We start from the raw sequence: 23,006 nt of genomic DNA, 5'->3' as shown, positions 1-23,006 counted from the left end.
GTTTTTGGAAGATTTTCTTGTTTTGTTATTTGGGTTGCAGGCGCAGAAAAGTCCCCAAAAAGCTCAAATTTTGCGATATTTCTTTTGGGTGTTCGCTCTGGTGTGATCGCTTGTTTTGGAATGTTTGAAGCCTGCTGCTCTTTCTTCGAGGTTTCATCTAAATAAAATGGGTATAACTGGTATGCAGTTGCCGCGACCGAACCCGCTAGTAATAAAAGTGCGATGATCCATGGAAATTGTTTAGCGAGCATGTTTACTAAAATCCGCGACGATTCAGAATGTAATTATTATTAAACGGTGCCGTCATACAAATAGTTTGACGCACGATTTATAAACTTATCATAAAGGTGCGCCAGAGAGTGAGTGGTGCGTTAAATTTTGAAGTTGTTGATTAAGGCTTCAAGGTTCTGCGTGCTAGACATAAGTTGATCACTTGCTGTCAGAGATTCGTCAGCATTTGTTTGAGACTGAGCTCCAAGTTGAGATATTTGTTGAGCGCTGTTTTGAATGTGCTCGGTCATCATTGACTGCTCTTCGGCGGCGCCTGCAATTTGCTGGCTCATCGCAACAATGCTTCCTACGCTGTTTACGATTTGTTCGAGGGCCGCGCTGACTTCAGCGCTGTGTGAAACCGTTTCATCAGTCGTTTGGTGGCTCTTGGTCATTGAGTTGACAGCAAGACCAACACCTTTGTGGAGTTTGTCTACCATTAAATCGATATCTTCGGTCGACTTTTGAGTGCGCTGTGACAAGGTTCGTACCTCGTCAGCTACCACGGCAAAGCCGCGTCCTTGTTCTCCAGCTCGAGCAGCTTCGATCGCGGCATTCAAAGCGAGAAGATTGGTTTGCTCTGCAATGGCTTTAATCTCGACCAATGCATTCGTAATTTCTTTACTGTCGTCCGATACCTTGTGGATGTGGTCGACAGAAAGTTTTATTTCGTTCGCTAGGCGATCAATAGCTGTAACGGTTGCTTGAACGATCGATTGTCCAGTTTGTGCACGTGCCTCAGCTTGTTGCGCCGCTTCAGAGGTTTGAGCCGTGTTTTGAGCGACTTCACCAACTGCTGCAACCATTTGGGTCATCGCATTTGAGATTTCATCGGTTTCAGCTTTTTGTTTGTGGAAAGTGTCGCGTGTTTCCGTTGCAATGTCGTTGAGCTTGTTTGCGTCAGTCGATAAGCCATTAATCATGAAGCGAGCTGTTTCAATGAGCTGTTTGACTTGCATGGTCATATCGTTAAAGGAGTACGTGAGCGCCCCAAGTTCGTCTGACGATTGCTTTTCCATTTTGACGGTGAGATCGCCTGAAGCAACGCGTTTGGCAGCTACCGAGAAAGATTCAATCGCGCGCTTCACAGACATCGAAAAGCCCGTGTACAGATAAGCAATTACGATCAATACGACAAAAATAGTGCTGAACAGGTAAACCAAATAAGATTGCTGTTCTTGAATGCGTGCTTTAAGAATATCGCTTAATTCAGTCGCCGCAATCTCATTTAAATTCTCGAGCTGTGCGTAGGTTTCATCGATCTCATTACTGAACAGCTGCCAGTCTAGCGATAAACGCACCGCATTCATTAGGTCTTCATCGATGGTGGTATTTAGCTTGTTGATGTTTGAACTGATACTGCTGAGCGCTTGCTTGAGTTCGGGGTTTATATTGCCTTCTTGCTCAAGCAGTGCGTTCAACTTGTCTTGGGCTAACAGTAGAGCTTCGTATTGACGATTGAGCTCATCGCTTGCGAGATAGCTAAGGTTGCCATCGTATAACGAATAAACGCCATAGGTTCTGACCTGCGCAAGTAGTGGTGATAGAGAGTTGTTTAAGGTTGAAGCGATTTGAAAGTATGACTGGATCAACGGATCTTCGTCTAAAGCCAAATGGGTCGACTGGGCAACGTCTAGAGCCAATTGCTGAACAGAGCTTTCTAGCTTCTTATACGAGTTTCGCTGGCTGGCAATATCAAGGTCTTGAGGAGTATTAATGACATCAGATTGCGCCGCTTTCAAAGCTTCAACGATCTCTGGGTTTAGCACACTCAAATCTTCTGAGATGTTTTCCAATAGATCGTTATTTAAATTATTGCTTCGCCGAGATTGATTTGCGAACGCCATATTTTGACGCTGTCGATTTAATGACTCAAAGTCAATCTGACGCTGAAAGTTGTGTTCATACGACAGTAGCGAAAAGTATATACCTGCGCCCCCTAACTTGTTTTTAGAGTCGCTAATTTGATCCTGAAGCTGAGAAAGAAGAATCCATCCAAGTGCGGCAATCGGCAGTATCCATAGAATACTGATTAACGCGAACTTTTGTGTGTAGCTAAGGCGATTCATTAATGCAATCGCAGGGGACATTAGGCTATTCAAGAAAACTCCTGTTTTTTCTAACTTGATGTACTTGGTAAACAAGCTGTCATAGCGTTGTGTTAATTAATATCGGCTATGAGGTCTGATAATTTAGTCCATTATCTGTGTTTCGCTAATTAAATCGGCGGATAGTTTACGGCATCGTGACGGGTGTGACGCATGGCTCAGTTTAAACTCGACTTACAATGATTTAATGTACTGTGCTTACGGTGCGCCGATAAATACACATAGAATGGCGTCCTGTTTTGGCAATTCGTTTTGGCTTTTGCCCCGATTATTTTTGAGATGATAGAGAGAGTTGCGTGACCGAACTCGCACCCGCACCTGATCAGCTAGAAGAAAACCTACCGTCAACAATCCCCGAGTTTGAAAGGCTTCCCTTCACATTCGCTAAAAAACAGGGGGTTGTTATTGCGTTGGTTAATGACGAACAAAAGGTTTTGTATCGCGCTGGAATCACTAATAGCGCATTCGTAGAAGTGAATCGTGTTACTCGTGGCTCGCTGGATTTTGAATTAGTTAGTGAGCAAGAATTCGAAGAAGCATTAAACGCGTCTTATCAAAGTGACTCAGCTGAGGCCATGCAAATGGTTGAGGGCTTGGGTGACGATATGGACCTTGCAAGCCTTGCAAACTCAGTGCCTGAAACTGAAGACCTCTTGGAGCAAGAAGACGACGCCCCTATTATCCGGTTGATTAACGCGATCTTGACCGAGGCTGTTAAAACAGGGGCGTCCGATGTGCATATCGAGACTTTCGAGAAACAGCTTGTCGTGCGTTTTCGTATTGATGGCATTTTGCGTGAGATCGTAAAGCCAAAACGTGCTTTGGCGCCGTTGCTCGTTTCTCGAATCAAGGTTATGTCTAAATTAGATATCGCCGAAAAACGGATTCCGCAAGATGGTCGTATCTCTCTTCGTGTTGGGGGGCGAGAAGTAGATGTTCGTGTATCCACAATGCCGTCAGCAAATGGTGAACGCATCGTTCTGCGTCTATTAGACAAAAACGCGGGGCGGCTAAGCATCCAACACTTAGGCATGACTGACCGTGATAGCGGAACGCTGAAATCTATTTTGGCTCAGCCACATGGAATTATGCTGGTCACGGGTCCGACTGGTTCTGGTAAAACAACCACACTATATGCCGGATTGTCTGAGATTAATGACCGTAGTCGAAACATACTTACGGTCGAAGATCCGATCGAGTACAACCTTCCAGGAGTCGGTCAAACCCAAGTAAATACGAAAGTGGATATGACTTTCGCTAGAGGCTTGCGCGCCATACTTCGTCAAGACCCAGATGTCGTGATGATCGGTGAAATTCGGGATTTAGAAACGGCGGAAATTGCAGTTCAAGCCAGTTTAACTGGTCACTTAGTGCTGTCTACACTGCATACTAATACGGCTGTTGGCTCTATAACCCGTATGATGGATATGGGTGTTGAGCCATTCTTGATTAGCAGCAGTCTCGTTGGAATTATTGCGCAGCGTCTAGTTCGAGTGCTTTGTGATGACTGTAAAGAAGCGTATGTTGCAGATGAGGGAACATGCAGATTGCTAGGAGTTGATCCTACAAATCCACCAACCCTATACCGTGCCAAAGGGTGCAGTGAATGTAATCACTTAGGCTATCAAGGGCGATTAGGTGTTTACGAGATTATCGAGATCGATAATCAGATGCGTAGCTTGATCCACGATCGTGCAAGTGAGAAAGAACTAGAAGCCTGCGCTCGAGAAAAATCCCCTGCAATTTTTGATGATGGGGCAAGGAAGATCTTAGATGGTGTGACGACTGTTGAAGAAGTCTTACGTGTCACACACAAAGGTTAGTTATGGCAGCCTTTGAATATGTCGCTCTTGATGAGCGTGGTAAAAAACAGAAAGGCGTTATAGAAGCGGATTCCGCGCGTCAGGTGCGTCAGTCTCTTCGAGATAAAGGATGGATGCCGCTCGAGGCGAATCAAGCCGCTGAACAAAAACAGTCTAAAAGTCTTCTAGCGCGTAAGCCAAGTTTGAGCGTACGCGATCTTGCTTTAGTTACTCGCCAAATCGCCACATTAGTTCAAAGCGGGATCCCTATCGAAGAAACGCTCAGTGCCGTGGCCTCTCAAAGTGAGAAACCTAATATTCGCAGTATGATTTTGGCGATTCGATCGAAGGTTTTAGAAGGTTTTACCTTGGCAGATAGCTTGGCGGAATACCCCGCGGCTTTCCCTAAGTTATATCGATCAACTGTTGCAGCTGGCGAAACTGCCGGGCATTTAGATTTAGTGTTGAATCGACTCGCTGATTATACCGAAGGACGTCAGGCTGCGCGTCAGAAAATCCAATTAGCAGCTATTTACCCAGTGATATTGTCGATCGTTGCAATTTCTATTGTTGTGTTCTTGTTGACCTATGTGGTGCCTGACATCATTGAGGTATTTATCAATAATGGGCAGGCTCTCCCTCCTTTGACGCAAGCTTTACTGAGCGTTAGCGACTTTTTAGCAGAATGGGGTGGATTACTAGCTGCATTTTTGGTGATCGCTTTTATTGGTTTCCAGTATATGTTGAAACGGCCCAGCTTTAGATTTCAGTGGCACCGACGATTGCTTGTTTGGCCATTTATTAAGAAATTGAGTCGGGGAACAAATACTGCTCAGTTTGCAAGTACCTTGAGTATTTTAACTAGCTCTGGCGTGCCGCTAGTTGAAGCGATGAAAATTAGTTCAGAGGTTCTCAGTAACGACTGTCTTAAAGCGTCATTACAAGACTCCGCGAAACAAGTCAGTGAAGGTGCGAGTCTGCACAAAGCGCTAGAGAATACGGGATATTTCCCACCGATGATGGTTCATATGATTGCTAGCGGTGAGTCTAGCGGCGAACTGGATCAGATGTTAGAGCGAACCGCGAGCCATCAAGAGAGTGATTTGGCCGCACTAATTGAAACGATCGTCGGTTTGTTCGAGCCCTTAATGCTCTTATTAATGGGGGGCGTGGTATTAATTATCGTCCTCGCGATTATGTTGCCAATCCTCGGAATGAGTAACTTGGTTGGCTAAAAAAAACTAATGAAGAAAGGTGTTATTCAATGAGTGTCCACGGTAAAAAACAACATGGTTTTACCTTGATTGAAATCATGGTTGTGATGGTTATTTTGGGTCTTTTAGTGGCAGTGGTAGCGCCAAATATACTTGGACGCGGGGAAGAAGCGAGAATTGGCGTTGCTAAAACGCAGTTGCGTAACGTTTCGTCTGCTCTGGATTTATATAAGCTCGATAATTTCAATTACCCTAGCACTGAGCAAGGTTTAGAGGCTTTGGTTAATAAGCCATCAGGTTCACCTGAACCAAAGAACTGGAGCAAAGATGGATACTTGCCAAGCGTTCCAAAAGATCCTTGGGGTGTTGAATATCAGTATGTAAGCCCAGGCTCTGAAGGTCCTTACGACCTGTATTCGTTTGGCGCAGATCAGCGCGAAGGCGGTGAGGGTGATGCGGCTGATATTAGTGTGCACGACTTAAACTAAGTTATGTTTTTTTCTTCCGAGCAATATCAACGTAATAAGGGCTTTACGCTCATTGAATTGTTGGTCGTGATGGTATTGCTTGGATTGCTCGCTGGCCTTGCTACGACGAGCTTCGGCGGTAATCAAGCGCGTGAATTGGATATAGAAACCAATAGAATGCATGCGCTCATGCGAACCGCGGCAAATGAAGCTATCTTTAGTAATGCTGAAATCGGTGTTCGAATTAGTGAGCAGGCTTACGATTTCATTTCGTACAACGAAGAAGAACAAAATTGGTCCCTCGCGACCAGCCCAGTCCTAAAACCTCAAGTATTGCCCGAATGGATGTTTCTCGAATTTGAGAGAGAAGGTGAAGAGGTAGTTCTCCCGAGCTCTGAAAAAGAAGAAAGTGAATTTGGTGGCAGTGTTTTTGATGATGACGATTCAAGTTCTACTAGCGATTCTTCTCTGCGGGATAAAAAGACGCCAGATTTCATGTTTCTGTCTAGCGGCGATATTACCAATTTTACGGTACGTTTAAGTTTGCGAGACGACCTTGATATATTCAAAGAAGTTACGCTGAATGAGTTTGGGGAAATATCGTTACCCCACCTTGAAGATGAGTCTCAGTAATGTTTCGAACGAACCATGGCGGGTTTACGTTGATCGAGGTGCTTGTCGCGCTTGTTTACTTTTCTTTGATTGGTGTTGTTCTGCTTGAAGTGAGTGCATCATCTACCAACAATGTACTATCAGCTCGTTTAAATAGTTACGCAACGTGGATTGCTGAGAACAAGTTAACCCAGCTTCGTCTTGAGGAAGGCTTGCCAGCCACGCGAGAATATAAAGAAGACATCGAATATGGCACTGATGAGTGGCAGGTCGTGACGGCCGTTCAAGCGACAGAAAATCCAGATATCCATCGCGTTGAAGTGAGAGTGTCTCTTCGGCAGTCTGAAGATAATGAATTGTCGCAAATTCGTTCATTAACAGGGTTCATTGGTCGGTATTAATCGTATGCGTCGCAGTCATGGTTTTACCCTGTTAGAAGTATTGATAGCGATCAGTATTACTGCATTGATCGGCCTAGGGGCATGGCAATTGCTGAATACTGCAATACGCACCTACGAGTTGGGTCAGGAAAGTTTAGAGAGTTTGTCGCAATTGCAACGTGCTCAATTACTTATCGCTCGCGACTTCCAACAGGTCGTTCCCCGTGCAATTCGAGACGAATATGGTGATTATTCTGCCGCCTTACTTTCAGGTGATGAGTTTGATGTCGTCGAATTGACGCGTGTTGGATGGCGAAACCCAATTCAGGAAGAGCGTTCAGATACGCAGCGAGTCGCTTATTCAATCGATGATGGCGATTTGATAAGGCGTTATTGGAAGGTTCTTGACCGCGCCCAGGATTCGGAGGCGATTTCGCGAAGACTTTTAAGTGATGTTGAATCTTTCTCTGTTCGTTACCTCAATGATAGTGATGCATGGGTGGACGAGTGGCCACCTCAAGAGTTCGAGGTTGACGACTCTGTATTAGACAATATGCGCCGCTTCGTAGTGCTGCCAAAAGCTGTAGAAATCAATCTCTCTCATCCTCGCTACGGAAATATCTCTCGCCTTTTTCAGCTACCGAATTACCTGGAAAATACGCTTATTGACTCTCAGCGCGGGAATGGAGGGCAGGGTGAAAATAGTGATGATCAAAATGCCGGTGGTGATCAAGGCAACTCAGATGGGACGGGTTCCTCTAACAATGGCGCAGGAGAGCAAAATTCGTCACCTGATAATGGCATCACAGGCGGGAATTTATGATGCTAGGATTCTCGCAATCTTCCCCGTTTAAAGGCTCGCTCGTAAAGCAGCGTGGTGTCGCATTAATGCTTGTCATATTGATCTTCGCGCTAGTAGCGATTCTTGCAACAGGCATTTATAAACGACAAAAAATATTTATATACGGGGCGAGCGGTTTGGTTACTAGCGCACAAGCCTATGAATATGCGCTCGGGTCCGAGACTTATGCGCGGCGCTTGCTTTTAGAAGATTGGCGCGAAGACAAAGATAAAAACGAATTTGTAGACGATACTGCGCAAACGCAAGATGCCTTGTTGCTTCCTGTTGATAATGCTCTGTTGGAAGCCCAGTTTAATGACTTACACGGAAGAATTAATCTCAACGACCTTGTTTATGTTGATGGTGTGGCGAATCAAATAATGGCTGATCGGTTTAAGCGTTTGCTTAACAGACTCTCCCTTGATGATGTAAAGGTAGAGCGTTTTCAAGATTGGATAGATGAAAATCAAGATGCGACCGGTATTGAGGGCTATGAAGATGGAGAGTATCTATCGAAGGATGTCCCTTATCGCACTGGAGGGCAGGTGTTCGTGCATCCAAGCGAAATGTTGTTGATTGAGGGGGTGAACCAGGAAGCGTATGAAGTATTACTGCCTTTCGTATCGACTCTCCCTCAAGGTCGAGCGCCCATCAATGTTAATACGGCGAGCCCAGAAGTACTTCAAAGCCTCATTGAGAATTTGCCCGATGAGGTAGCCGAGAGTCTCGCGTCAAAATCAGACGAAACGCCTTGGGTAAACATCCAAGAATTTGCTCAAGAACCTGATTTAAAGGGACTTAAATTAGACCAAACCTATTTAGGTGTCGCATCAAGTTTTTATGAACTAGCGACACGCATAACGCTGGATGAGAGAAAAGTTCGATTGCGTTCAATTCTCTATCGCGCTCAAGAAGATGGTAGTGTAACCTTAATTCAACGTGATCAAGGCCAGAAGTACCTTATAACTAAGTCTGGTTCGCAAACGAGTACACAATAATAATGGCACATAAAGTTTTTCTTTTACCTGTTGAACCCTATTCACCCAATGATGCGCGGTATGACTGGCGTCTTTATGATTTGAGTGGCGTGAAAGTCGGCGGTGGCTCAGCTATTTCAACAGATGACTTGCAACAAGTCTTGATGCAAAACGGAGCAGAAAGCGTTAAGGCTGTGTTGGTATGGCCGAGCAATTTGAGCTTCAGTGCGAACGTTGACCTTCCATCTAAGAACGCCCGTTACGCCCAGCAAGCCATAGCATTCGCAATCGAAGATAAGCTAGCAACAGATATCGAATTACTGCATTTTGCATTAGGTAAAAATAACAGTAAGACGGGTACGCCTGTGCGTTGCGTCGAGAAGTCGTTGTTTATTGGGTTTCACGATGATGTTCTTGAGGCTAAGCCGGACGTTCAACTAAGTGCATCGTATATAGACGCAGAGATGCTGGTTTCATCTGAAGCTGATATTGTTATCAGCCTCGAAGGTGATACCGCTATCGTCAACGCTAAACAATGTGCCGTGCGTGTTCGAGCACAAAATCTAGTTCCCTACATGGATACTTTGTTGCTTGGTCCAGATGACGAAAGCGCTGAAACGATCAAAATTAAGGTGTACGATCACAACGCGAATGAGGCCGATCATAAGATTTTATTGGCTGAGTTAGAGCAATATCCAGGGTGTGATATCGATATCGAAGCCTTGTCGATATCGAGTTTAGACTTATTGGTAGAGTCTTATTTTCACGCGGGTGCGCCAGAGATTGATCTATGCCAAGGTGAGCTTAAAATCGTCCAAGAGGGTTCAGGTCAATTGCGCCAATGGGCATGGGTTGCAGGCGTTGCATGTATTGCTTTCTTGTTACAGCTTGGTGTTTTTATTGGTAAGGGCATGCACTACCAGTCATCTGCGGATGATCTGGCTCAACAAGCCTTAGCAACTTACAAGCAAGCGGTACCAAATTCGAAAAATGTTTCGGTTGGAAGGTTAGCTCGCATTATCAAAGGTAAGCTTCGCCAATCGAACAATAAAGGTGCTGATGTTGGATTCTTGACCTTATTAGGCGAAGCAGGCTATCAATACCAGCAGCGCAAAAACTCTACTGATATTCAGTTTACTGCCTTGAGTTTTAACGCCCAGCGCGGTGAGCTAGTAATCGAACTACGCGCTAAGAATTTTGAACAGATGGATCAGCTGAAAACCGCAATTGTTTCGGCAGGTTTGATTGCGAAAATAAGTTCCGCGGTTCAAGAGAATCAATATTACCGCGGACGTTTGAGCGTAAGTGAGGGGTAGGGTAAATCATGATTAAAAGTCCATTGTTTACTCAGGCGAAGGATCGTTGGGAATCGCTAGAAGCGCGTGAGCAGTTCAGCCTAAAAGTTATGTTTGTCGCAGTTGTTACTTCACTTATGTACTTCGCAATGTGGGTGCCAGCACAAAGCTATATGGATCGCGCCGAGCAAGACCTAAAAGATAAAGCAGCTCTTCTTGAATTGGTTAAGAGTTCGCGCGATCAGCTGCGCAGTTCTTCATCGAATACGTCGAATGCTTCTAATCTTAATAGCCAGCAATTGGTTTCTACTGTGACGAACATGGCACGAAAGCAATCATTAAACCTAAAACGTTTTGAACCTAGCGGAGAGAATAAGGTCAAACTCTGGGTTGAAGATGTGTCCTTCGATACATTAGTCACATGGCTCAGCACTCTCGAACGTAGTGTTGGGGTGCAGGTCGAGCAAATTTCCGTTGAAAAAGAAGATAAACCCGGTATTGTTAGTGCAAGGTTGACGCTATCGTCCTAAACTGACTGCACTTGTGCTCTTATGAGCACACTACGTTTAGCTCGTTCATCTATAAAAGGGGTCCCAGGATGCCAATTACCACCGATGAAGTAGAGGCGCGTGTAGTAAGGCTTGATGCCAGTGCCATTAAGGAAGCAAGAACAATTCTATTTCGTGCTTACAAGCACGAACCTACTTTCAAATATTTGTTCCAAGCGGAACGTCCTGGCTATGATCAGCGAGTACGCGCCACTATTCGGGAATTATGCCACTTACACTTTTCGTTAGATCAAGAAGTAATCGGTTTAACACTAGACAGTCGCTTGATCGCGGTTGCTCTAGTTGGTAGCCCTGTGGTTCGTCTTGATTTGAGTCGGCAATTTGCTTGGCGAATGCGAATGTTATTAACGGCAGGTTCTGAAAGTACTTGGCGATACATTGAATATCATAAGCAAATTCATAAAGTTCTTCCTCACGGAGAGCACCATGAGCTTCCTTTGATTGGTGTCGATGCCCAACACCGTAGTCTTGGTTACGGTAAACAGCTCATGGCTGCGGTCGAAGAAGTTTGCCGAGAAAATCCTGCATCATCTGGAATCGCGCTAGATACTGGCAATATGCGCTATATCAGTTTTTATGAAAAGCTTGGTTATCGCATTGTCGGCAGTGTAGCTGTTGGTGACGTGACTGAGAGCGTCCTTTTTAAAAGTTTCTAGTTTATAAATTCACATACTGAAGTAAGAAATGTCTGAATTCGATTTTGATTTGTTTGTTATTGGTGCTGGTTCTGGTGGCGTGCGTTTGGCACGTATGTCAGCAGCTTCTGGAGCAAAAGTTGCGGTTGCTGAAGACCGTTATCTTGGTGGTACTTGTGTCAACGTCGGTTGTGTGCCTAAAAAACTATTCGTATATGCGTCGCATGTCATGGAGGAGTTGGAAGACGGTGAGGGATTTGGATGGTCAAATTCCGGTGACTTGAATTTCGATTGGCCGACCTTGTGTGAAAACAAGAACAAAGAGATTGGTCGTTTGAACGGCATCTATCAGAACCTGCTAGAGAATAGCGGAGCTAAGATTATAAACGGCTCGGCTAAGCTCGTTGGGCCGAATATCGTTCAAGTCGGTGACCAGCAATATACCAGCGAACGAATTGTGGTCGCGACGGGTGGTTGGCCTCGCAAGCTGAACATCCCAGGTAATGAACACATCATCACCTCGAATGAATTCTTTTATCTAGATACATTACCCAAGTCTGCAGTTGTTCAGGGCGGTGGTTATATCGCGATAGAGCTCGCAGGTATTTTAAACGGACTCGGTGTTGACACCACAGTGGTATTCCGAGGAGAGAAACTACTGCGAGGTTTTGATGAAGAAATTCGTGATTTTGTCGCCGAGCAAGTTCAAAACAAAGGTATCAAGCTGATATCTCATACGAATATCGATAGCGTCACGCATTGCGATGACTCGTATCAAGTATACCTGTCTGACCACGAGGTCTTGCAGACCGATTTGGTTCTTACAGCATTGGGGCGTGTGCCTAAAGTTGACGGTTTGGGGTTGGAAGACTTAGGCGTAGAACTCAAACCAAACGGAGCAGTGTGCGTAAATGATGACTTCCAAACGTCGGTTCCGAGTGTATACGCAATTGGTGACGTGATTGACCGTGTTCAATTGACGCCGGTCGCTTTAGCTGAGGGTATGTATCTTTCAAAACTGTTTTTTGCTGATAAAAAACCATCTTCAGTTGATTATGAAAATATTCCTACAGCGGTATTTTGCCAACCAAATATCGGTACGGTTGGCTTAACAGAAGAGCAAGCACGAGAATCATTTAATGTAGACGTATATGCTTCAAGCTTTAAACCAATGAAGCATACAATGAGTGGTCGAAATGAACGCAGTATGATGAAACTCATTGTAGATAAAGACACGGATAAAGTGTTGGGAGCTCATATGGTAGGTCCTGATTCTGGTGAAATTATTCAAGGTATCGCAATTGCCATCAAGGCTGGAGCTACCAAATCTGTATTCGATAGTACGATCGGCATTCACCCGACAGCCGCAGAAGAGTTTGTGACAATGCGTCAAGCGCGTTAGACCAAGTCGCATAAGTACAACAAATGCCTTAGCGAGTATCATAAAAGCTTGTATACTCGCGCTTTAATTTTTTGCTTAGGAGTTAGTTTTGAGTTCGGTTGAATTACAACAGCGTGTGTTAAGCGGTATGCGCCCAACGGGTAAATTACACATGGGGCATTATCACGGTGTTTTAAAAAACTGGGTTGAGTTGCAGCATGATTACGAATGTTTTTTCTTTGTAGCTGACTGGCATGCACTCACAACGCATTACGAAGCGCCTTATGACATTGAGCAAAGCGTCTGGGATATGGTGATTGATTGGTTAGCTGCGGGGATTAACCCTGGCAACGCAACTATGTTTATTCAATCTCACGTGCCTGAGCACGCCGAGCTTCACTTACTTTTATCTATGATGACCCCGCTTGGTTGGTTAGAGCGAGTGCCAAGCTATAAGGATCAACAAGAGAAACTTAAAGAGCGTGATCTCGCAACATATGGCTTTTTGGGTTATCCCTTACTTCAAAGCGCCGACATCCTTGTGTACCGTGCCGGTCTTGTTCCGGTAGGTGCAGATCAGGTTGCGCACGTTGAATTAACGCGCGAGGTAGCTCGACGTTTCAACCACCTGTATGGCAAAGATCCAGGTTTTGAAGAGCAAGCAGAAGCAGCCATCAAAAAAATGGGCAAGAAGGCATCTAAGCTATATCGAACGCTTCAAAAACGTTTCCAAGAACAAGGTGATGACGAGGCATTAGAGACAGCACGCGCGCTAATTCGAGATCAGCAAAATATTACGATTAGTGATCGTGAACGCTTGTTTGGCTACATTGAAGGTGGCGGTAAGGTCGTCTTGCCAGAGCCGCAAGCATTATTGACCAAGGCATCTAAAATGCCAGGGCTTGACGGTCAAAAAATGTCGAAGTCTTACGGCAACACGATCGCATTACGTGAAGAGCCTGATGTCGTTGAACAGAAGATTCGCACAATGCAAACCGACCCTCAGCGCGTTCGCTTAACTGATGCCGGTGATCCTGATAAGTGTCCTGTCTGGAAACTTCACGAAGTCTACTCTGATGAATCAACGAAAGAGTGGGTTCAAACTGGGTGTCGCAGTGCAGGAATTGGCTGTCTTGAATGTAAAAAGCCCGTGATTGACGTGGTACTTGAAGAACAGCGTCCAATTCGTGAACGCGCTCGCCAATATGAAGAGAACCCTGAGTTAGTGCAAAGTATTATTGTTGAAGGTCGTGAGCGTGCGCGTGATGCAGCGAAAGCCACACTTGAAGAAGTCCGTCAGGTGATGGGCCTTTCATTCGGCGCGTAACGACGAGCGATTTATGCCAAATGATAACTCAGTAAATACATCAGCGCAGACGCCAAATGATGGCAATGCTGAGTTATCAAACACTTTAGAGTCACCTGCCACACCTGAACAGCATGTTTTGCCATTGGCCTTTGTTGATGGCAAACCTCTCACTGAAATTCCCCAAGATCTTTACATTCCGCCTGACGCATTATCTGTGATATTACAGGCTTTTGAAGGCCCGTTGGATCTATTACTTTATTTGATTCGAAAGCAAAACATGGATGTGTTGAATATTGATGTTGCCTCAATTACGAAACAGTATATGGAATATATCGATGCAGCCAGAGAGTTAAAGTTTGAGCTTGCTGCAGAATATCTATTGATGGCTGCGATGTTGGCAGAGATTAAGTCTCGAATGTTGCTACCTAAGCCAAAAAATGAAGATGGCGAAGAAATAGATCCGCGTGCTGAATTGATTCGTCGCCTGCAACAATATGAGCGCTTTAAAATTGCGGCTGAAGATATTGATGCTTTGCCTCGTTTTGACAAAGATTATTTTGCATCGCGCGTCGCGGCAAACATGGAAGAAGTCGCTGTTCGACAACCTGATGTTAGTCTTGATGAGCTAATGTTCGCGCTAAAAAATGTTCTAGAGCGTTCCGATCACTTTATGAGTCATCAAATTGAGCGTGAAACGCTTTCCACGCGAGAGCGGATGTCTCTCGTATTGCAACAACTCAATGATGCTAGCTACGTTCCATTCGAACGATTTTTCACTCCCGAAGAAGGGCGGCAAGGTGTTGTGGTTACGTTTTTGGCGATCATGGAATTGATCAAAGAGCAATTAGTAGAGTTCGTGCAAGCAGAAGCCTTTGGGGCTATCCACGTAAAAGCAAAGTTACTTGCGCAATAATTCAAATCTAAATGAAACCCTCAGTTGCGTTTTCTTAGTCAAAACAGCGACAATCAAGTTATTCCCACTTAGTTAAAACAAAAAACAAGATCATGTCTGACATTGAAATAACGGAAGTCAATCAAGCTAGCTTAGCGCGTTCAACAAGTAATTCATTCGATTTAACGCAGTTGAAGCGCATTGTTGAAGCAACGTTAATGGCATCGGACAAGCCCATGAGTGTTGATAAGCTCCATGCAATGTTTGAATTGCATGAACAGCCGCAGAAATCAGACATTCGTCTGGTCTTGGAAGAACTTCAGAATGATTATTTATCTCGTGGTATTCAGCTGAGCAAGGTCGCGAGTGGGTATCGTTTCCAGACCGCGAAAGATTTATCTATGTGGGTAGGGCGTTTATGGGAAGAGCGACCGCAAAAGTATTCACGTGCTTTACTTGAGACCCTGTCGCTGATTGCATATCGACAACCTATTACCAGAGGTGAAATCGAAGATGTTCGTGGCGTGGCTGTTAGCACGCATATCATGAAGACCTTATTAGAAAGACAATGGATAAAAGTTGTAGGCCATCGCGAAGTTCCTGGTCGCCCAGCAATTTATGCCACGACTAAATTATTTCTCGATTACTTTAATCTTTCGAGTCTTGAGCAACTCCCCCCGCTGTCAGAAATGCGGGATATCGATGCGATAGCAAAAGACGTATCAGAGCAGTTAGAGTTGGTGGTTGAAAACCAGACTAATGAGTCAGGGGAAGGTTTTTAACTACGGGTTAATACCTGTGATGTGTCGAACCTTGTTAATAGACTCTTGATACTCGCTCATCAGCTCAGAGTCAGCAACAATACCTCCTCCCGCCCAACAATATGCTTTGTTATTTATGAGTTCGACTGTTCTGATGAGGATGTTCGAGTCAAAATTGTTTGTTTGATCATCCCAGTAGAAAATAGACCCGCAATAATAACGGCGCGGATGTTTTTCTATCTCTTTAATTATCTCCATCGCTCTAATTTTGGGTGCACCAGTTATCGAGCCTCCAGGAAAACAGTTTAAAAACGCAGAGAATTCATCGTATCGCGCTCGATTAAGTTTCGATTTTATTGTGCTAACCAAATGATGTACGTTGCTGAAGCTTTCTATGTCGAAGAGTTTTTCTACCGTTACGCTTCCCGTCTCAGATACCTTTCCTAAATCATTACGTAACAAATCTACGATCATTAAGTTTTCAGCTTTATTTTTGGTACTCAATAATTCTTGTTCTTGCGTAGTGGTTAGCGCTCCGTTTGCTTTAACAGTTCCTTTAATAGGTTTAGATTGGAGTGTGCCTTCATGACATTGAAGGAATTGCTCGGGTGATAAAGATAAGAGAAAGTTGTTAGCTTCAATCTCTATAAATGCACAGTAGTTTGCCATTGAGCGATCAGTGTCGTTTAAGAATGCATTTATTGCGTCACCTTTAGACCAATTCGCGTTTGCTTCGAATCTTTGTGTTAAGTTGGCTTGGTAGCAATCACCTGCAAAAATGTAGTCCTTTAGTTTTGCAAAGCTTGAACTGTATTGCGAGAAAGATTGAGATGGTTTCCAATCTAAAGCTCGTGTAGTGAGGTTTTGGTTTAAATCCGAATTTGATGGGCTTGATTCAATTAGCTTATTAACTGCGTTCCTTGTTTCCTTAGAGCAGGTCTCCGAGAAATATAGCCAGCCTTCATTGCTTTCGTGGCAGAACGAATAGCTCCAGTCGTAGTAAGCGGCGAAAAAGAAATTTTTGTCATACCCATTTACGCCAATCCATCCGGAGGTAAACGGTTGTCCTGTTGCTGTAGCGGCGTAACTATCCTTGTGGAGGGTGACTTCATTTGGATTAATGCTAGTGCGGGATGGGTTGCCGGAGATGATCGACCATCCGTCTCTCCCGTTTAAGCTTTTTAAGTAAATAGCGTGCTTAAGCTTACATATAAGATTGACTATCTGTTTATTTGTTAATGTAAGTTCTTTTGATGCGTTGAAAGTGTTAGTCATAAATAAGCAATAAAGCACTTGTGTGAGAGTGTGATCTAATCGACAAAGAAAATACCAGTCTGGCTGGATTTTTTTCAGTTGTCTCTATAAGTTAGCGCCAGTGTCGCGGCGCAATTATATTTCGAATCATTAGGTATTGATAGAACTGTGCCAACAGGCTTTTAATAACTCTATAACCAAATTAAACGGAGCCCGTTATGTTTAAATCATGTGTGCTGGCACTTGTGTCGGTGACATTGCTTGCATTGCCATTGACAATTAGTGCGGAAGAAAAGAAGCCAAGTATCGAAGATCTTGTTGAGACGCCCGTTCAAGCAATTACGGACTTAAGTGAAGCTCAGCCAAAGCGGGCTAAACTCACTGAAGAGCAGGCGATCGCTCAGCTCCAATATATGATGTTGAATGCATTCAAGCGTATAGAGCCTATATTGTTAGAGCGTGGTTCATTTAAACCAGTTGGTATGACATTGGATCCCGATGGAACATTCCGTTCGGTAAGAGTAGATGGTCAGGAAGAAATGCCGCAAGCAATTGCGTTGGATGCAATTGTTAGTTCTTTGAAATCTCTAGCTGCCAACAGAACTCAGTGGGCGGTAGGCGTTATGTACGTAACCGGCAAGAAGCAGGAGGATGGAAGAATCCAGCGTCGTATAATGGTTGCTACGGAACATATTGCTGGGTGGGCTCGTACTTGGAGCTATCCGTATTTCATTGATGGTGAGCAAGTGAAAATGGGAAGTCCCTTCGAGACTGAGATGAAACCTGTTTACTATAAATAATTAACTGTAATGGTTCGAATAAAGTCGCCTGTTGGCGGCTTTTTTTGTTTAAGGGGGTAAGTGGCTATTGGGTAAGGAAGAAAGGGGGGCAACCATAAACTTCGTCAACACCTACGGCATTGTGGAACATAGTGAGAACCAAATACGCTTTTATGCAAAACAATGTGAATGAGAATCGAGATTGTAACGCCGTGTAACTTTTTGTGAGTCTATTCACGGAAAACGCTAATTGGATTATTTAATATTTACTCACTGGTTAGCGAAAGCGAGCCGGATACTAAAAATAATATCTGCTTCCACATAAGATCACTTAGAGGAAGCGTCCTTACCTAAATATTAGGAGAATAATATGAAAGGCCTGAAGAAAATTGCACTTGCTTCTGCAGTAGCAGCAGTATCAGCTGGCGCTCAAGCTGAGCTTAAAGCACTTGACGACTCAGCAATGGGTGAGTTGACTGGTCAAGCTGGTTTGACTATCGACCTAGAAACTAAATACACCATCGGCGAATTCATGTACAAAGACGCTGGTTCTGTATTCTTGACTGGAATCGAGTTGAAAGCGAACGAAAATGACGCTGCTAACCTTTCTCCAGCAACTGGTGGTGCTGGTGCAGCAGGTTTTGTTGATAACATCCGTATCAAACTAGACATCGCTGGTGCTGGTAACGCTGACGTAATCAACGCTGTTGGTGACGGCACAACTGCTGAAGTATCAACTGGTCCTCTAGCTACTGTTGATAACGAGTTAGACACTGGCTTCTCTCGTGTACGTACTCTTGCAGCACTTCAAGGTGCAGCAGCTTCTGGCGCCGCTAACGCTGAAACTGGTTTGTTCCTTCAAGCAGCTGGTGGCTCCGCAACTATGGGTAATGTTAAAGCTGCTGCAGGTCTTGAAGTTGACAGTTCACGTGACGCAGAAGTTTTGACTATTGGCGACAAGAAAACATACGGCGATGGTGACCTTCTTATCCACGTATCGTTTAAAGATGCATGGCAAAAAATTGGCCCAGGTGGATTAGCTGGTCAACTAGCAGCTGGTACTTTTGGCGACAACAGCTTCGAAGACGTTTTGACTTCTGGTCTTAAGTCTGTTGACTTTAGCTTCAGCATCGATGCGATCGGTCTTGCGGCTTCTGACTTCAACGCTGGTGACTCAATCGGCGCAGCTGATGTACAGAGCTATCAAGCTGATGGTACTACTGACTCAGACGCTAGTACTACTGTATTGATCAGTGACCTTGACATTGACGGCTACCTTGGCCCAGTTGACATCCACATCGAAAACGATGGTAACGGCTTCACTGCTTCAACTGGTGAAACTGGTTACGGTAACGCTGATTCTGTAATCAACTGGAACACTTACATTAACATTACTGATCTTGATGTTTACATCGATATCGCTGGTGTTGCGATCGAAAATTTGAAGATCAACAACGTTCGTGGTGACGTGACTGATATCGACGGTAACTTTGCATTCGGTTTCGCTCAATCTAAGCGTGAAATTTACGCAGTACGTAACGCTGCAGGTTTGAGCTCTGCTAAGCTAGCTGCTGCATACGGTGTTGTACCGTTCATTGCTGCTGCTGACGGCACTGGTGGTCTCAGTGTTGCTCCTCTAGCTTCTGGTGCTGCTGTTGCTGACGCATACGGCGTTGACGGTGTTGCGATCAATACTCACTTCAAAGGTGACATGGAAATCGGTGCACTTTCATTCGGTGACGACGGTGAGTCTATTGGTCAGCTTTACTGGACTGATATCGACAGCCAGACTAACTGGACAATCTCTGCTCACTAAGATTGCTTAGTAGTATGAGTTAATGCTCAGTAGAAAAGCCGCTCATCTGAGCGGCTTTTTTTGGTTTTAAATAACAATAAAGGAGTAGGCTAATGTCTATCATTAGAAAGACTGCGCTAGCCATAGCAGTATCTGCTGTAAGTGCTGGAGTGCAAGCCGAACTAAAAGCGTTAGACGATAACACGATGGGTGAGATGACTGGCCAAGCAGGCTTGACCATTGATCTAGAAACGAAATACACCATCGGCGAATTTATGTATAAAGACGCAGGTTCAGTATTTTTAAATGGTATCAGCTTTGGTTCCAATGAGAACGTTCAAGCTGGTGGTTTTTTTGACAATGTTCGTATCAAGTTAGATATCGCTGGTAGCGGTGCGCTTGATGTAAAGAATGCAGTTGGTGACGGATCAACACCGGAGCTTGGAACAACAGTCGATAACCTTCTTGAAACTGGTTTCTCTGGTGTTCGCAAAGTTGCAGCCATTCAAGGCGCTGCAGCTTCTGGAGAAGGTAATACCGCTGAAGCGAGTAAGTTTTACGATCTATATGATGGTGAAATTACCGTCGCAGATGCGCAAAGTGCTGGGCTAATTGCAGCCGATGGCGTTTCTTCTACAGGTCCTTTAACGGTAGAAGACCGTAAAACTTATGACGATGGTGATTTACTCATTCACGTGAGTTATAAGGACGCATGGGAGAAACTTGGTGGTATTTCGTCGCTAGTTGAGAATGGCACTTTGGGTGACACAACGTTTAACGACTTGCTGGGCGCTGGTTTAAGCAAAGGTAAAGACTTTACGTTTAGTATAGATGCGATCGGTCTCGCTTCGTCTAACTTTAATGCGGGCGATTCTATCGGTGCGGCTGACGTACAGAGTTATCAAGCAGACGGTACACTTGATACTGACGCTACTACTACAGTTCTGATCAGTAACTTAGATATCGACGGTTACCTTGGTCCAGTAGATATCCACATTGAAAACGATGGTAACGGTTTCACTGCAGCAAATGGTGATACAGGTTACGGTAATGCTGATTCAATCATTAACTGGAATACTTACGTTAATATTACAGATCTTGATGTTTACATCGACATCGCTGGCGTTGCGATAGAGAACTTACAGATTAATAATGTTCGTGGTGATGTAACGGATATCGACGGTAATTTTGCCTTCGGTTTCGCTCAGTCTAAGCGAGAAATTTATGCCGTACGTAATGCAGCCGGTTTAAGTTCAGCTAAATTAGCTGCCGCTTATGGCGTTGTTCCATTCATTGCTGCTGCTGATGGCACTGGCGGTCTTAACGTTGCGGCTTTAGGCTCTGGCCAGGCAGTTGCAGATGCCTACGGCGTTGACGGTATTGCATTGAATACACACTTTAAAGGCGATATGGAAATTGGTGCGTTGTCGTTCGGTGACGATGGTGCGTCTATCGGTCAGTTATTTTGGACTGACATCGAAAGCGAGACGAACTGGGTGATTTCAGCTCACTAGTCTTCAGGCCTCTCAATACACATATGTGTATTGAGAGGTACTTCTTTATTTCGGAATTTTCTTTATGTGGCGAGATAGCGTTCGCAGTTTGGTACTCTTTGCCAGTTTTTTTCTTTTTGCTTGTTCGTCCTCTGATTCAGGTGTATCACTTCCTGAGGTTGCAGTTGACGATTCTCCGCCAAGTCTTTTGCTCACAGTGCCATTTTTAGAGGAAGACGAATTTATATCACCGAATAGTAGCTTTTCTTTTTTGTTTGATGAGCTACTTGATCCGGTTTCAGTTCAGAATGGAGTTGAGATTTATTCGGTTAAGAATCGAGATATCTATCGACCCTTCTCAGTTAGTGATGTGAGTGCTCCTGTGTTGCAAAGTGACCGCCGTGAATTTGATATGAGCATGGGCCAATCTCTGGTTACAGTCTCAGAGGATCGTTTAGTAAGTGAAAGCTTTGATGAAGATGGTGCAGTAATTCGTGTCACTGAGTCGATTGATGTTGAGCGTCTTGCAACCACCGTATCTGTCACACCTAGAGAGCGACTGAATCTAAACGCAAACTATATCGTAAAGTTTGATAGAACCGTGAAAGATCTGTCTATTATTGATTCGATAAATCCAGTTACGAGGGAGTCTACTAACGGAAATTTTTTAGTAGAGGCGCTTACTAATGAGTTTAAAACTGACGACGGGCAATGGCGCTCTGTTACCACAACGGTTTATGATGAGCCCGATTTCACCTCACTAATGGAACCAGTTTATACGGTCATAAATGGAACGGGACTTGGTGTTTTTTCCGGCAATAAAGGTTCGGAGTCTGTTATTTATACCGATTTGTTCGATCTTGAATCTCAACAGTTCGTCGGAGCGGCAACGCGCCTTGATTATATTGCTTCGCTGGATGGCCCCAGTGCTGTAGGTGGCCAAATATCAAATATTGTTGCCACTGAAGGGCGTAATGACGCTGCCTGTGTTGCGTGGTCTCAATCTGCTGGTTTGAATAGCGATATTTTCATTCGTTGTATGACTGATAGATTTAGCAATAAGGTAACTTTAAATACGATCGCAAGGGCGTCCTATAGTCATTTGAATATAAAAATGAACAGTCTCGGCGAGATATTTGTAAGTTATCTCTCTGATGGGGATGTGTTTTTGCATTCAATGCGGTTAGATGCGAGCAGTTTTCAAATCTCATCCATAAGTTCAGATAGCGTATCTTTATCTGGTGAAATTTATTCACTTAGTGTTTCTGATTTGCATATAGATAACTCCCTGGCCGACTTATTTGTATTGAGTGATGACACTTCCGCACCAGCTGTGTCTAGGTATCAAGCACACCATATATCGTTGAATTACGGGAATTCTGTTTCGGATAGTGTTGTTAGAGAAATTACATTATCCGAGCAGGCTATTACATCTATTGAAGGTGCAATAGATATTCGTGGTACAGGTGTTGCAATTGTAAATAGGGCGGTCCAGCAAGAAGCTTTGCTTTTATCTGTGTTTGACGGTTTTTTATGGAATAGTCCTGAAGTTGTTGAAACTAGGACTGCAAACGTAGTCGAGTTTTCTCTTGGGTTTTTAGAAGATGGACAAGCTTACGTTGCTTGGGTGTCTGAAAATTCTGGCGTCTATTCTGTTCGAGTCCAAGCTCGAGCGATCGTTGATGGGGTTATATCTTTTTCGAGGACGCCAATTATTGAATTAGATTCGAGTGTTAGTTCGCTTCAGAACATTAGCTTACTTATGGATCGAGAAGGCAACGGTACTCTAGTTTATGAGGGAGCTGGACAGAGCTTGTTAGCAATAAGATATCGGCACAATGAGGAATGGTTTGAGTCATTTGGTGACGTGGAAAGACTGCAAGTTAATGTATCTGGTGGAGATTACGGTATTTACAATCTTGCTAGAGACGGTCGACATATCCTATTGTATACCGATAGTCGTGGCCCATATCCACTCGCTTATTCTCGTTTGTTCTCCGATTATGACTGATACAAACTCATAAATAAAAAAGCCCGCTTTATGGCGGGCTTTTTTATTTAAGCTAAATTAGTTTACACATAGACGTGTTGATATAGAAAACCAATAAATATAAAACTCACTGTGGTGGCTACTACGACATCGATCACACTTAGTGCTTGATTATTGATTTT

Annotated in this window: 21 protein-coding genes; 18 read left to right on the top strand and 3 right to left on the bottom strand. The window is 44.2% G+C overall.

What is annotated here, in order from left to right; translation table 11 throughout:
- On the bottom strand, positions 1 to 251 hold a 251-nt coding region (locus tag A3762_RS05855; protein WP_156493275.1), incomplete at its 3' end, for a hypothetical protein.
- 120 nt (positions 252 to 371) lie between these two features.
- Positions 372 to 2,372 carry a methyl-accepting chemotaxis protein gene (locus tag A3762_RS05850; RefSeq protein WP_156493274.1) on the bottom strand — a complete coding sequence of 667 codons (2,001 nt, stop codon included), beginning with the start codon at positions 2,370 to 2,372 and terminating at the stop codon, positions 372 to 374.
- A 302-nt stretch (positions 2,373 to 2,674) separates the two neighbouring features.
- Between A3762_RS05850 and gspE the strand changes: the two genes are divergently transcribed.
- The 14 genes from gspE (at position 2,675) to scpB (ending at position 15,534) form a co-directional block, all read left to right on the top strand.
- A complete protein-coding gene (gene gspE / locus A3762_RS05845; RefSeq protein WP_369820668.1) occupies positions 2,675 to 4,201 on the top strand; it encodes a type II secretion system ATPase GspE in 1,527 nt (508 codons plus the stop codon).
- A 2-nt stretch (positions 4,202 to 4,203) separates the two neighbouring features.
- On the top strand, positions 4,204 to 5,415 hold the full coding sequence (gene gspF / locus A3762_RS05840; RefSeq protein WP_068754491.1) for a type II secretion system inner membrane protein GspF: 1,212 nt from the start codon (positions 4,204 to 4,206) through the stop codon (positions 5,413 to 5,415).
- Between the two features lie 29 nt (positions 5,416 to 5,444).
- Complete coding sequence (gene gspG, locus A3762_RS05835) at positions 5,445 to 5,882, top strand: type II secretion system major pseudopilin GspG (RefSeq protein ID WP_068479652.1); 438 nt, start codon at positions 5,445 to 5,447, stop codon at positions 5,880 to 5,882.
- 3 nt (positions 5,883 to 5,885) lie between these two features.
- Entirely contained in the window at positions 5,886 to 6,494 is a 609-nt protein-coding gene (gspH, locus tag A3762_RS05830) for a type II secretion system minor pseudopilin GspH (RefSeq protein WP_068754489.1), read from the top strand.
- A complete protein-coding gene (gene gspI, locus A3762_RS05825; protein ID WP_068479656.1) occupies positions 6,494 to 6,874 on the top strand; it encodes a type II secretion system minor pseudopilin GspI in 381 nt (126 codons plus the stop codon). The genes gspH and gspI overlap by 1 nt, the downstream gene beginning before the upstream one ends.
- Before the next feature lie 4 nt (positions 6,875 to 6,878).
- The gene (gspJ, locus tag A3762_RS05820; protein ID WP_156493273.1) at positions 6,879 to 7,676 is read left to right on the top strand and encodes a type II secretion system minor pseudopilin GspJ; all 798 of its coding nucleotides are present in this window, start codon (positions 6,879 to 6,881) and stop codon (positions 7,674 to 7,676) included.
- Positions 7,673 to 8,692, top strand: a complete 1,020-nt coding sequence (gspK, locus tag A3762_RS05815) for a type II secretion system minor pseudopilin GspK (protein WP_082868966.1) — start codon at positions 7,673 to 7,675, stop codon at positions 8,690 to 8,692. Before gspJ ends, gspK begins: the two co-directional genes overlap by 4 nt.
- A 2-nt stretch (positions 8,693 to 8,694) precedes the next feature.
- Positions 8,695 to 9,987, top strand: coding sequence for a type II secretion system protein GspL (gene gspL / locus A3762_RS05810; protein ID WP_068754485.1), 1,293 nt, complete (start codon positions 8,695 to 8,697; stop codon positions 9,985 to 9,987).
- A gap of 8 nt (positions 9,988 to 9,995) precedes the next feature.
- Complete coding sequence (gene gspM, locus A3762_RS05805; protein WP_068754482.1) at positions 9,996 to 10,496, top strand: type II secretion system protein GspM; 501 nt, start codon at positions 9,996 to 9,998, stop codon at positions 10,494 to 10,496.
- A 68-nt stretch (positions 10,497 to 10,564) separates the two neighbouring features.
- A complete protein-coding gene (locus tag A3762_RS05800; protein WP_068479666.1) occupies positions 10,565 to 11,191 on the top strand; it encodes an N-acetyltransferase in 627 nt (208 codons plus the stop codon).
- Positions 11,192 to 11,219: 28 nt separating this feature from the next.
- Positions 11,220 to 12,572 carry a glutathione-disulfide reductase gene (gene gor, locus A3762_RS05795; RefSeq protein ID WP_068754480.1) on the top strand — a complete coding sequence of 451 codons (1,353 nt, stop codon included), beginning with the start codon at positions 11,220 to 11,222 and terminating at the stop codon, positions 12,570 to 12,572.
- An 88-nt stretch (positions 12,573 to 12,660) separates the two neighbouring features.
- Complete coding sequence (locus A3762_RS05790; RefSeq protein WP_082868965.1) at positions 12,661 to 13,878, top strand: tryptophan--tRNA ligase; 1,218 nt, start codon at positions 12,661 to 12,663, stop codon at positions 13,876 to 13,878.
- Between the two features lie 13 nt (positions 13,879 to 13,891).
- Entirely contained in the window at positions 13,892 to 14,773 is an 882-nt protein-coding gene (locus A3762_RS05785; protein WP_082868964.1) for a ScpA family protein, read from the top strand.
- A gap of 92 nt (positions 14,774 to 14,865) precedes the next feature.
- Entirely contained in the window at positions 14,866 to 15,534 is a 669-nt protein-coding gene (gene scpB, locus A3762_RS05780) for an SMC-Scp complex subunit ScpB (RefSeq protein ID WP_082868963.1), read from the top strand.
- Here the strand turns inward: scpB and A3762_RS05775 are convergent, their stop codons facing one another.
- Positions 15,535 to 16,788, bottom strand: a complete 1,254-nt coding sequence (locus tag A3762_RS05775; protein ID WP_068754478.1) for an anthranilate synthase component I family protein — start codon at positions 16,786 to 16,788, stop codon at positions 15,535 to 15,537.
- A gap of 197 nt (positions 16,789 to 16,985) precedes the next feature.
- Here A3762_RS05775 and A3762_RS05770 point away from each other — a divergent pair, with 197 nt between their 5' ends.
- The 4 genes from A3762_RS05770 to A3762_RS05755 all read left to right on the top strand — a co-directional run bounded on the left by A3762_RS05770 (position 16,986) and on the right by A3762_RS05755 (position 22,845).
- On the top strand, positions 16,986 to 17,567 hold the full coding sequence (locus tag A3762_RS05770; RefSeq protein WP_068754476.1) for a hypothetical protein: 582 nt from the start codon (positions 16,986 to 16,988) through the stop codon (positions 17,565 to 17,567).
- 349 nt (positions 17,568 to 17,916) lie between these two features.
- A complete protein-coding gene (locus A3762_RS05765; protein WP_068754474.1) occupies positions 17,917 to 19,362 on the top strand; it encodes a DUF6160 family protein in 1,446 nt (481 codons plus the stop codon).
- Between the two features lie 92 nt (positions 19,363 to 19,454).
- A complete protein-coding gene (locus A3762_RS05760) occupies positions 19,455 to 20,855 on the top strand; it encodes a DUF6160 family protein (protein WP_068754472.1) in 1,401 nt (466 codons plus the stop codon).
- Between the two features lie 64 nt (positions 20,856 to 20,919).
- Complete coding sequence (locus A3762_RS05755; protein ID WP_068754469.1) at positions 20,920 to 22,845, top strand: hypothetical protein; 1,926 nt, start codon at positions 20,920 to 20,922, stop codon at positions 22,843 to 22,845.
- The last annotated feature ends 161 nt before the right edge of the window (positions 22,846 to 23,006 follow it).

This window comes from Oleiphilus sp. HI0125, assembly GCF_001635355.1.
This window is presented reverse-complemented; position numbering and strand designations above follow the sequence as displayed.